Genomic DNA, 12,976 nt, shown 5'->3' with positions numbered 1-12,976 from the left:
TCATCAAAGTGCATTGAGTAAGTGATTACCGGTCGATTTTTATCAGCCAGCAGTTCCCTACGACAAAAAATTGAGGAAGTGACGATGGTATTGCCTCGCGCAGTAGTGTTTGGCGAAGCCCTGACCGATCTTGTCCAAGGCACTCCTGGACAGTGGAAGGGCTACCCAGGTGGTGCTCCCTGGAACGTTGCACGAGCGCTGAGTCGCTTGGGTGTTAGCAGTGCTTTTGCCGGGTCGGTGAGCATGGATTCACTGGGTGACGAGATAGTTTCGCAGTCGGAAGCAGCTGCAATGGATATGAGGTTTATCCAACGGGTAGACCGAGATCCCTTGGTCGCCATCGTTCCATCGAGCCGTCCCCCAAGATACTTTTTTGCTGGAGATGCCGATCTGTTTTTTGATCCAGATCTGATGCCCGAAGGATGGATCAACGAAGCAGAGCTGTGTCATTTCAGCTGTATCAGTTTGGCTCGACAGCCACTTGCAGACAAGCTGGTTAAAATTACTCAGCAGGCCAAAAAAGCCGGTAAACGGATTAGCTATGATCCGAACTGGCGCAATTTAATGGATAGCCATTATCGGGAGCAGACCTTCCCTACGATGACCACCCTTGCTGACATGATTAAGCTTTCCGATGAAGACCTTCGGCAAATTTATCCAGGGCTGACAGAACACCAGGCAATGGATGAGCTTCGCGCTCTTAATCCTCAGGCGCAGATCCTTTTTACCCGAGGAGAACAAGGGATGATTCTCCACACTCCGGATAGCCAACTCGATCAGCCGGCGATTGCCGTGAAGGTGGAAGACACGGTTGGAGCAGGAGACGCTTGTATGGCTGGTTGGCTGGCTGCGCAGTTGCTGGGGATCGTGGACTTGAGAGAGCGCCTGCAATTTTCAGCGGCTTGCGCATCCATATCTTGCCGCCATGCCGGAGCCCATGCTCCAGCGCTAGCTGATGTGGAAGGTTTGCTGCAGCTGCTAAAACATACTTGACCATGGTTGCCGACGCTGAGGAGTTGTCTAAGTAAAAAGACGTTGCGCCGACCCTGGCCACAAGCGTTGCTGAGATCGCAAGCTCTCCAAAAAAACCAGGCAAGTTCAGGTCATGGTCTGGAGGCTAAGCCTGTTCCGCGGAACTAGCTTGTGCGTTCTTGGATTGAACGCCAGGCGCGATGCTCGCTCAACATCAACGTCGCTATAGCCACCAACACAGGTATAAAGGCAAGCGCACAGATAACGGTCCAACCGTATCGATTCAAAATACCTCCCGATGCAAACGAGCCGAGCACTACGGCGCCAAAGACAATGAAATCATTGAGCGCCTGGACACTGTTTCTTTCGCTTGTTTTATGGCTCTGAAGGACGAGTGCAGAGGCGCCGACAGAACCGAAATTCCAACCAATCCCTAGAAGCACCAAACATAGATAAAAGTGGTAGGACTGCACACCGGCAGCCCGACAGAAATAGACGCGCCGGTTAACATCAACCCCACCGACACAACGCGGTTTGCTCCAAAACGGCGGATCAGATTTCCAGTGAAAAAACTGGGTGTGTACATTGCAATGACGTGCCGCTGCAATGCCAGGTTCGATGATTCCAGTGTAAGATCCTCATGCTTCATTGCTAGTGGGGTCGAAGTCATCAGGGCATTTATCAAGGTGTAAGTTATGACGCCACAGAGCATGACGTTGATGAGTCGAGGCTGCCGAACAATCACCGCAAGCGGGCGACCTGGAGTACTAACAGCCGCCTCATGGCGTGGCAAATCGACACCTAGCAGCACCGCCGCCGAGACCACTGCCATTAATGCGGCTGCAACGTAAGTAGCGATAAACAGGTGTGACTCCCATAGATCCACCGTATATGGCCGTGTTTTTCGGATCGATGATGGCCTACGTAGGGTATGAGCTGCTGAGTGGGTTTAGCTGATACCGTGAGGGGGAGCCATAAAATCTATGGTCGCCCCAGCACAATGAGCCCCAAGAACTGTTGGCGCCTACGCCGAATAGCCCCAGTTGCTGAGATTTCACTGACCCAGTCTGACTCCTCGCGAATCCTTGTCTTTGCTGAATTTTGAAGGTTTGGAGATGGGGCAGTCTTGCCTCGGCACGTGGGTCAATTCAGCGTCGGCGTGAACAGTCATAGCGGCGAACTGGCCTAAAAGCGGATTCAAAAACAACCCGAAAGTCCGCTTTCGGGCTGCCGCCCAACAGCGCGTTCAATATTCGAGATTGGTTGAGTGGGACATCCAGAACTTTCAGTGCGACCTACAGGCGGGGCAATTAGCCTTTTCGCTGGTTAGCGCCCTCGGCGTGGTGCGAATGCTATTTCACTTGGCAAGCGCACGGATGGTGACGTGTCTGGATCCTGACGTCTGAATCGTCCCCGGTTTAGTAGACGCGTTGAGTGCCTGCTTTTGGCTCGTTGCCAGCGGCTGAATCGCCGCTAATTTTTTAGACGTGCGACTGGCAACTGCTGGCCGACTTTTGCCGGTCATGATGGGCAGAAATCGAGCCAAATAGCACGCTCGGCGAGGTCATACGAAACTATGATTACTCAGTACTGAAGATGCCGACTTATGAAGTCGGTAGCAATCCATTCTCGGTATAGGCTGGGAAAGAAATCATCGACTCGGCCGGGGGGGGCTCGTAGGCGGAGGACAACACAGCACTGAGTCGATCGCCCAGCAGATTCCAGGCACGTTTCTTCTCTTCTGCATAGTCGTGATGCAGGTAGTGGCGTCTCACCCTAGAACCGGCCAGCACATGGTTTTGGCAACGATCAATGACGTCCAGGCTGACCCCCAAAGCCTGCATCATGGTTGCCCCCGTACGGCGCAAGTCATGCGGTGTCCAGTCGCCGTTTTGGCCATCGGCCAGCACCAGGGTATCGTCATGGCACCGTCTTGAGAGGGCCTTGCGGTTTTTGAACCGGGCCTGGCGATCGCCGACCTGTTTGCTCACCACTTTCACACCCACATGCGCATCATCCAGCTTGTTCGGAAAGCACCATTGCGAGTCGCCCGTCAGGATTTTGAGTTCTTGAAAGAAATGCAGGGCGAAGGGGGAGAGGAAGACATGGTGATCCTGTTTTTTGCCACGGGTGCCTTTGACATTTTCGCTGGGGAGGAACCAGGTCTGCTGGTCTAGATCGACATTTTTCCATTCGGCCTGCAGCAACTCGCCAATCCGGCACAAGGTGCCCAAGCTGATCCAGAGCGCGAGTTGGGTTTCCTTCTTTAACGGCCGTATGCCGTCGTATTTTTGCCCAGCGGGTAGGGCGTTGTAATCTTGGGTCATTTGTAGGAAGCGGTTATGCAGTTCCAGCAACTCAGCGGGCGAAAGAATGCGGCTTCTTTCTGCCTCGTAGTCGGCAGGGATCAGAGGGGAGATGTCGACTAGCTCCGTTGGATCGCCCTCGACCAGTAAGGCCCGCCAGGGCTGGCGCTTTCTGGCCCAGTTGAACATCTGAGTGAGGTCGGCGAAGAAACTGATGGCTTGCCGGTGAGCGCCGCGGTTGACCACGGTGCGGATCAGCGCCCGAACATCGTGTTCGGAGACGCTGCTCACCGCGGTCTTGCCGAGTGCCGGAAAAAGGTCTTTGTTAAAACGGCGCTGCAATTCAGCATTGCCATCTTTGCGCGCCACGCCATCCAACAGCCACGCCTTGGCCAAATCCTGGACGGTCAGCGTTTTCACCTTCGTCGCTTTTACTTGGTCAGCCTCTACGTTAGCAGCGGCGTATGCCTGTGCCTTGGCGGTTTTCTTTTGCTCGTTAGGATTGATTTGCTCATCGATGAGCGCCCGGGCCTGGTTGCGTGCTTTACGGATGTCCGTGAGGGATTTGCGCGGCCATGACCCGCAGGAGTACTCTTTGTTCTGCTCGCCCCAGCGATAGCGATAGAAAAAGCTGACCGACACACCGTCCTTACGGACTGAGATTCGACCGGCCAGATTGCCATCCTCCCTGAGGATTCGGCCGGCATCGTTGGCGGTCAGCGACTCGAGTTCTTTGATGGTGATTTTGGCCATGAAACGGACTCCCCCTACTTTTACCCCCACAAAAACGTCGGCTCTTGATGGACGTTGCTGGACTCTCGTAGAGCAGAACACCGCTGGAGCCCAAGTAAATACTAGCTTATAAAAATCCAGTGTAAAATTTTGGAAGCTTTCAAGAAGTATGAAAAAGGAGATGGGGTGCTAGGGGTCGAGTGTTCGAATCACTCCGTCCCGACCATATAATTCAAAGGGTTGCGAGATTTTATCTCGCGACCCTTTTTTGTTTTCAGGTGTTTTTACCCCCACAAAACGTCCGGCTCTTGATGGACATTTCGATGTGATACCACTATCGGAGTTTGCCCAGTGGACTTCGATCCTTTTTCGATATTGAGCTGTGTCGGTCGTAATATGTGACGTTCGATGATGGGCAGAGGAACCAGTGACGACCAAAGGCACATTACGGCTGTCGCTATAAGAGATATCATCCCGCCATCAGCTCAATAGGGGCTCCCTGGCCGTTCAGTTTCGGCACTCCCTTGAGCATAACGACAAGGATTGTTGCGCATGGACGATATCGTTCAGCCCCTCACACCCCAAGAAGAAGCCCCGCCTAAGGAAGTAAAGGTCCTTGCCACCTTGGTAGCAAAGCTAAATCTTGCAGATTTCCAGAACGCTATCCCTGTGATTCGCGAGCTTCGTATCTCGAACGAAACGAGTAATCGTTTCGTCAATGCCACTCTTACGCTTAGCTCGGCCCCCGAGGTATTTAAGTCTAAGATCTGGCGGATCGACGAGATCGCTGCAGATAGCTTCCGGGTCATACCTGGGCTTGATCTTGTCTTGGACGGCCCGTTGTTGAGTCGCCTGACAGAGTCAGAAATGTCGACCTTTACGTTTGTCCTCGAAGCCGATGACAAGGAGGCGGAGAGCGGTCGCAAGGAAGTTGCTCGGCTTGAACAGGTCGTAGACCTTTTGCCCAGAAACCAGTGGGGCGGATTGCGGCATTTACCAGATATGACTGCGGCTTTTGTTCAGCCGAATGATGCAGCGGTTGAGCGGTTGCTCAAACAGGCAGCCGAGTTGCTTCGTCTTAGCGATAAGCCGTCCGCACTTGACGGATATGAGGGTGGCCCCAAAAGAGCTTGGCAGTTGGCGTCGGCAGTGTGGGGCGCGGTGGCGCGCATGAAGCTCGACTATGCGTTGCCGCCGGCCAGCTTTGAACAATCAGGACAGAAGATTCGTAGCCCTAGTCAGCTTGCTGACTCCGGGTTGGCTACTTGTCTCGACCTGACTCTGCTTTTCTGCGCAGCATTGGAGCAGATTGGTCTTAACCCCGTGATCGTATTCACCCATGGTCATGCTTTTGCTGGTTTGTGGCTTAAGCCAGAAGAGTTTACGACTGCCGTGGTGGATGATGTCACTGCAGTACGTAAGCGGGTGAAGCTTCAGGAGCTCGTGCTGTTTGAGACCACTCTTATTACCCACGCCTCGATACCGCCATTCTCTTATGCGGTAGAGATGGGCACGAAACAGGTAGCCGAAGACGCTGAAAGTGTTTTCGAGATGCTGCTAGATATCCGTCGCGCCCGTTTGCAACGTATCAAACCGCTCGCCAGCTCAGAGGCTCAGATTGCACGTGTCGCCGTTGCTGAGTCTGATGAAGCCCCATCGCTTCTTGTGGAGGAAGGGATTGGCATCGCCGATGACAATATTAAGGTGCAGGTTGAGGATCTGTCTAAGCTCGACCCAGCAGATCGCCTCGGCCGGTGGCAGCGAAAGCTTCTGGATCTGTCGCTTCGAAATAACTTGCTCAATTTCAAAATGGGTAAGCGAGCGCTGAAGCTTGAATCTCCTGATCCCGGTGCTCTCGAGGACATTCTTGCAAGTGGACAGTCTCTGAAGCTGCTTACCAGGCCTGACCTGATGGATGGCGCAGATCCGCGTGAGCGCACACTCTATGAACAGCGTGAGCGAGAAGATGTTCGCCGTCGTCATGCTGAAGATGCTCTCAAGCGTAGGGAAGTATTCGTTGCGCTGACGTCCGCCGAAATGGATGTCCGGTTAACTGAGTTATATCGAAGCGCTCGTACTGCTTTGCAGGAGGGTGGCTCCAACACGCTTTTCCTGGCCATCGGTTTCCTTAGTTGGACGCGTGAGGATAGAGCTGGGCAGAAGTACAAAGCGCCACTGGTCTTGGTTCCTGTCACTTTGGAGCGTAAGAGCGCACGCTCCGGATTCACCATGGTGCTGCACGATGATGAGCCTCGTTTTAACCCGACTCTGATCGAGATGCTGCGTCAAGACTTTGAGCTGGGCTTAGGTTCGCTGGAGCAGGAGCTGCCTCGGGACGACTCCGGTCTGGATATCGTAGGCATTTGGAACAAAGTTGGTCATGCGATTAAGGACATCGCTGGCTGGGAGCTGAACGAGGACGTTGTGCTCTCGATGTTCTCATTTGCCAAGTATCTCATGTGGAAGGATCTTGCCGAGAATGCAGAGCACCTTCGACAGAGTCCAGTAGTCCAGCATCTTCTGGATACGCCACGCGATTCGTTCATCTCCGATACCCCGTTTCCGGAGGCTGAGTCTCTGGACCGTGATTACGGCCCGACTGATGTGTTCTGCCCACTGCCATCTGATTCATCTCAGCTTGCGGCTGTGATGGCCGCAGCCAAGGGTAAAGACTTCGTTCTCATCGGCCCACCTGGCACGGGTAAAAGCCAAACGATTTCCAACATGATCGCCCAGTCGATCGCTCAAGGGCGCCGGGTGCTGTTCGTGTCTGAGAAAATTGCTGCCCTGGATGTCGTGTACCGGCGCTTGCGTGAAATCGGTCTGGGTGAGTTCTGCCTTGAACTTCACTCCAGCAAAGCTCGGAAAACGGATGTCCTTGCTCAGTTACAGTCGGCTTGGGAAGCGAAAGGGCAGGTAGATGCTGCCGCATGGGAGGTGGAAGCGCAGCGGCTCGCGTCCCTGCGTGACAGCCTCAATATTTATGTCGAGCGTCTGCATCGCCGGCACCGCAACGGCTACACCATCTACGATGCCATCGGGACGGTGACATCGGGTGTTGATGAGGCAGTAGCTCCACTTGGTTGGCCATCTCCGGAAACGCATGATCAGAAGGCCATGCTTGAACTTCGAGAGCTGGGCGACCGCCTTGAAGTGAACGCACAGGCTGTGGGTTACAGTCAGCTGGCAGGCAACGCTTTGTCCGGGGTAGGCCAAGCAGAGTGGTCGCCTCATTGGCAGCAACAATTCGTGCAGGCGGCTCGTGACGTGCTTCCCGCTGTGCTTGAAGTCCAGAGAGCTGCCGATCGCTTTGTTGAGCTGTCTGGGCTTCCTGTTACGGAGTACACCCCAACAGCGCTTGAGGGGCTATCGATCCTTTCTCGAGCACTTCCTGCTGCCGCTGGGCATGATTGGCGTTTCGCACTGCGCCCCGATGCTCGCTCGATTTCTAAACGTCTGAGTGACGGCTGCACTTGGGTCGACGAACACCGTGACATTAACTCCAGACTCTCATCCCTCTGGTCCTCTCGTATTATTGCTGAAGCTAAACAAGGCATTGATTTGCTGCAGCAACGCCGCGCTACGTTCGTTGATCTAGGCTCGGCCTGGCCAGAAAATGTCACTGACGTTCTCGGGCAAGCTGTCACATTGCTGTGTCAGATAGACGACCTCAAGCACCAGCTAACGGCGTCCTATGTTGATGCGATTGAAGTACTTGATACCGAACTCCTGCTGCGCGAGTGGAAAGACGCGGAGGAGTCTTTCTGGCCTAAGTCTTGGTTCGGAAAACGCCGCATCGCTGGGCTATTGGCTCCGACGCAGACGTCAACAGGTGAAGTCGACAATGGCAAGGATCTCGCTACTTGGGTAGAGATTCGGTCGGTGCGTCGAGCAATCGATGAGCTGGAGCCAGGTCATGAGTGTGTTGCTGTTTGGCAAGGTGCCAAATCCGAAGCAACGCATCTCGCGACAGCGATCAAGCTGCAAGAGGCTATGCGGCTTCAGAAAAGTAATTCTGCCTGGATCGATGACGGCTTGCAGTTGGTTGAGCAGGGCCAGCTAGGTGATGGCCTGAAGGAGGAACTCCGCCGGCTGCGTGCGCTGACTCGTCTCGATGCTGGGTTAGATGAGCTGGTTGATCTCAGCTCAGCAACTAGCTCTCTCTGGAGCGGTTTGACCACGGATATTGACGTGCTGACTGCAGCTCTGCGCTTCCAGGCTGAACGACGTGGCATAGAAGAACGCGGTCGGCTTATCGACGACCATCCTCATGTAGAGGAGGGGCGTTGTGGCTCGTCGTTAAAAGCTGATTTTGAGTTGCTCAAGAACAGAGCAGCAGTTGAGCGAGAGTTGGTGGATCTGGCCGATCTGCGAGAAATCGTTCCTGTCTGGAATGACTTGAAAACGAAAGTTGATGTCGTGCGTAGTGCGGCAGCGTTTCAGGGGGAGATGGCTACCGCGGTGGCGAAGCTGGCACTCAATCCTGAGCAGGTCGCGGCCTACAAAACACCGCTTCAAACTCTGTTGGGGGATGGTAACGCACTACTTGAACCGGAGGCTGCTATAGCCAATGCCGGTGTTGCTCTTCGAGAAAAGCTTGAGTTGCTACAGGCGCGAGCGGCGCACCTGACGGCTGTCGGTCATTTCACTGAAATGGGCGTCATCGAAACTGCTCACCTGGCGCTAAGTGATATCAAGAAAAACTGCGAAACTGTCGTCTCGTCTGAATCGCGCCTTAAGGCATGGTGCGCTTGGCGGAAGGTTCGCGATGAAGCCTACGCTGTCGGCCTGGCGCCGATTGTTCAAGCGTTGGAAGCAGGAGCTATCAGCTCTGGAAAAGTCCGGCGTGTATTGGAAGTAAATTATGCCCGCTGGTGGCTGAATACGACGGTCGACAACGAAGAGGTGATCCGGACGTTCGTCAGCGTGGAGCATGAGCAACGCATTCGCGATTTCCGCGCTTTGGACGACAAGTTCACCGAGTTGACCAAAGACTGGCTCCGAGCTCGGCTGTGTTCCGACCTACCAAGCCAAGACAGTGTAAGTCGCTCTTCAGAGTGGGGAGTCCTGCGACATGAGATGGGCAAGAAGACCAAGCACATTCCATTGCGGGAGCTGATGAGTCGTGCGCCAGAAGCGCTAACCAAGCTGACTCCATGCTTGCTCATGAGTCCTCTATCCATTGCTCAGTATCTGCCTCCTGCCTCAACGCCATTCGATCTCGTTATCTTCGATGAGGCATCTCAAATACCTGTCTGGGATGCCATCGGCGCCATGGCCCGAGGGAAGCAAGTGGTGATGGTGGGCGACCCCAAACAGCTCCCTCCAACTTCGTTCTTTAACCGCGCTGAGTCGACCGCTGAAGATGAGGATGTAGAGGCTGATCTCGAGAGTATTCTGGACGAGTGCATCAGCGCCAATCTGCCAATGCGTAATCTTAACTGGCACTACCGTAGCCGCCACGAAAGTCTGATCGCTTTCTCGAACCAGCGATACTACCAGTCGAAGCTGGTGACCTTCCCATCACCGTTTACGGCGGACAAAGCAGTACGGTTATGCCCAGTCCCGGGTGTATATGACAAGGGCGGGTCGCGAACAAACTTAATTGAAGCAAGATATTTAGTTGCTGATTTGGTTGCTCGCCTACAGTCTCCTGCCTTCCGCGAAAGCGGGCGGACCGTGGGGGTCGTAACCTTTAACGGCGAGCAACAGAAGCTCATCATGGACATGCTGGATGAGGCTTGCCGGAAAGACCCATCACTCGATTCGTATTTCGCTGAGTCCGAGCTGGAGCCTGTGTTCGTCAAGAACCTTGAGAGCGTTCAAGGCGATGAGCGAGACATCATCTATTTCTCGACCACCTACGGAAAAGACGCTGCCGGTGTGCTGTCCATGAACTTCGGTCCGATGAACCGCCCTGGTGGTGAGCGTCGACTAAACGTGGCAATAACCCGTGCTCGCCAGGAGCTAGTGGTGTTTTCGACCTTGCGCCCAGAGCATATTGATCTAGCTCGTACGCAAGCGATCGGGGTTCGAGATCTTAAGCACTTCTTGGAGTTTGCAGAGCGTGGCCCACGGGCTCTCGCAGAGGCCGACTTTGGTAGCGTGGGTAGTTTCGACAGCCCATTCGAAGAGGCGGTTGCAGCGGCCTTGGCTAAAAAGGGATGGCAGATATTTACCCAGATTGGCGTTTCCTCCTTTCGAATAGACCTTGGGGTTGTTCACCCTGACGCACCTGGACGGTACCTTGCCGGGATTGAATGCGACGGTGCTACCTATCACCGCAGTGCGACCGCTCGTGATCGTGACAAGCTCCGTGAGTTTGTACTGCGTGGACTTGGCTGGGAGATCGTTAGGATATGGTCGACGGACTGGTGGGTTGATGCAATTGGAACTGCCGAAAAGGTACATCAACGTCTGACCGAACTCCTTGCTGAGTCCCGAGCCAAGCAGGCTGTCATCGATGCCGCTCAAGAGGCGGAGCGACTAAAAATCGACGCAGCTATGGCTGAGGTCATTGAGGTAGTAAGTCAGGTTACTGTGGTCGCCACAGTGGATAGTGTGGGGTCATCCAATGACCCCTCAGGTGCATTCCCTGATTTGAAGTACGCTAAGGCTGCATCTATCAAACCAGATGAGGATGTCCAGGCTTTTGCTCGTCCCCTTGAATATTTGATTTATAAAGAATCCGACCCTCGTCAGGCGGTAGGGTTGGTCGATCCAGATCAGTTCTTTGAGGCGAGTTACACGGAAACGTTGGAGCAGATGATTGCTCATGTCGTGGCGGAAGAGGGACCGGTTCTGGACACGGCGCTTGCAAGGCGCATTGCCCGTGCTCATGGCTGGGTACGAACCGGCTCACGGATACGTGATCGCGTTGACCAAATTGCCCGGGCGCGATTCCGCTCACATGAAGAGGAGCAGACAGGAGTCTTTTTCTGGCCGACTCATATCGAGTCGGATGCCAGTGTCGTCTTTCGTAAGCCCGGCGATGAAGACACCACGAGAGGGCTATCTGAAATCTGCCTGCCAGAACTACGTGCTTTGGTTGACGAGATGGTGCAGCGGGGGCACGAAGGGGAGGCCCTAATATATGCGGTCGCGAAGGAAGCTGGTGTAAGCAAGCTTGCTCATGCGGGACGCCAGCGGATTGAGAGGGCCGTACGTCAAATGGCGGAGTAAGCAAGAAACAAGGGGGCCGTGAAGGTCCTCTTACTTCTGGGAAACTGAACGTGCCCTTGCTCTGAGAAGCGTGGAGTACAAATGCATTCTTTATGCGCTAGCTGATGTTTCGGTTACGAAATGCGCAGGTGATTCAGGCAACGCTAAGAGTTATGTTAATGTGCCATCATATGGGCGTTATGGAGAGTCGTGATGGGTTGGAAAGGGACTGTACGTTCGCTGCAAGCGTCTGCGCGGCGATCAGAGCGTAACGCTCATCGCCGTCAGCGTGAACTTGAAAAGCGACAGAAAGAGTACGCAAAGATGGAAGCGCTGGAACAAGCAGCGTATGAAGTTGAGGTGTACGAAAATCACGTAGATATCATCCTTTCAATGCACAAGGAGTGTGCCGAGGCTGTGAAATGGAAGCGACTTCTCTCCAATCCTGAACCTAGGCAGCCACTCAAGAGCGGTACTCTTGAACAAGAAGCTACGCACGCGGCCGCTACATATCACCCCAATTTCTGGGCTCGGCTCTTCAAGCTAGAGGCTCGTCAGCGTGCAGCCCTGAAAAGCAAGATTGGCGCCGCGCAGGCGGAAGACGAAAGGCGATATCAGGCTCAGCTTGATGAATGGAAAACTGCCCATACCGAGTGGGCAGAGGAGAGGGACATTGCGATCCGTATCCTTGATGGTGACCGTCAGGCCAAGCTAGATGCCATCGAAGCTTTTGAGTCGTTTGCAGAAATATCACACCTCGGCTCAGCTATTCAGATGATTGTTCATGAAGGTGGTGTCCTAGAAGCCAAAGTCGCTATCCATGGCTCCGACGTGATTCCTACCGAAATCAAATCTCTACTCAAAAGCGGCAAGTTGTCGACCAAAGCTATGCCAACTGGTCGGTTCAACGAACTCCATCAGGACTACGTGTGCAGCTGCGCGCTGCGAGTAGGTCGAGAGTTGTTGGCAATCCTGCCGGATGACCTGGTCATCGTCACCGCTCTTGACAATGTGCTCAACAGCTCGACAGGTCATATGGAGGAGCAGCCAATTCTGAGTGCTGCGTTCTCTAGGCCAACTGTTGACGGACTTAACCTCGAAACCATCGACCCGTCTGATGCGATGAAGAATTTCGTCCATAACATGAGCTTCAAGAAGGGCGCTGGATTCTCGGCCGTTGCCGCCCTTGATGCTCAGCGTTTCGCCGTGACCGTATAACTGAATCATCTGAGAACCCAGAGAATGGCATGGCAAACATGAAACAAATCGGCTTGTACGCTGGCATATTGGGAGCGTTGGCATCAGTGGCTGCGCTCGTCCTACCGACCCCGGCGGTTTCGCACAGCTCCGGCGGTAACAACAGTCCGGTCATTTCTGGCAATGGCAATAACGTCAGCTACCAATCCGGTTTTCCCGATCTTGAAACGATAAGAGCCCAGCGTCCCAATATTAGTGATCAACAATACGCTGCAATTAAGCCCGGCATGACATATGAACAGGTGCTGGATATCGTCAAGATTCCTGGTAAAGAGGCCGCCAGTGGCAGCAACGTGCAGATCTATACGTGGGGGACGGAGGTGTACGTATATATGGTGGTGACCTTGGTAAACGGCAAGGTTGAATCCAAGTCACATTGACGCGGTTCCATGGTATTGCATCGCCAGGTAACGTCATGGATACCAGGCGACGCAGTTCAGCATTGATCTATTTGCTCCGAGGCTTACCGGCGTCACTCCGCTTGTCTCGAATTTGACCATCTTGATTTCGCGAGCGAGGCTGTTGGCCACCGCCGGGTTTCGGAACGG

The 12,976-nt window shown here is 54.0% G+C and carries 5 protein-coding genes; 4 read left to right on the top strand and 1 reads right to left on the bottom strand.

All coding sequences use genetic code 11. From position 1 onward, the window contains the following. Positions 1-84 precede the first annotated feature (84 nt). Positions 85-993, top strand: a complete 909-nt coding sequence (locus AB3G88_RS17385) for a carbohydrate kinase family protein (RefSeq protein ID WP_112196114.1) — start codon at positions 85-87, stop codon at positions 991-993. Between the two features lie 1,583 nt (positions 994-2,576). Here the strand turns inward: AB3G88_RS17385 and AB3G88_RS17380 are convergent. Continuing rightward, a complete protein-coding gene (locus AB3G88_RS17380) occupies positions 2,577-4,031 on the bottom strand; it encodes a tyrosine-type recombinase/integrase (RefSeq protein WP_480450926.1) in 1,455 nt (484 codons plus the stop codon). 531 nt (positions 4,032-4,562) lie between these two features. Between AB3G88_RS17380 and AB3G88_RS17375 the strand changes: the two genes are divergently transcribed. The 3 genes from AB3G88_RS17375 to AB3G88_RS17365 all read left to right on the top strand — a co-directional run bounded on the left by AB3G88_RS17375 (position 4,563) and on the right by AB3G88_RS17365 (position 12,808). Beyond that, a complete protein-coding gene (locus AB3G88_RS17375; RefSeq protein ID WP_191959859.1) occupies positions 4,563-11,192 on the top strand; it encodes an anti-phage protein ProA in 6,630 nt (2,209 codons plus the stop codon). A gap of 303 nt (positions 11,193-11,495) precedes the next feature. Then, the gene (locus tag AB3G88_RS17370; protein ID WP_244653877.1) at positions 11,496-12,389 is read left to right on the top strand and encodes a hypothetical protein; all 894 of its coding nucleotides are present in this window, start codon (positions 11,496-11,498) and stop codon (positions 12,387-12,389) included. A gap of 29 nt (positions 12,390-12,418) precedes the next feature. After that, a complete protein-coding gene (locus AB3G88_RS17365; protein WP_191959861.1) occupies positions 12,419-12,808 on the top strand; it encodes a hypothetical protein in 390 nt (129 codons plus the stop codon). Positions 12,809-12,976: the final 168 nt, after the last annotated feature.

The organism is Pseudomonas arvensis, assembly GCF_056688935.1.
Note: the sequence above shows the minus strand (reverse complement) of the source record. Positions and strands in the feature narration are given on the sequence as shown.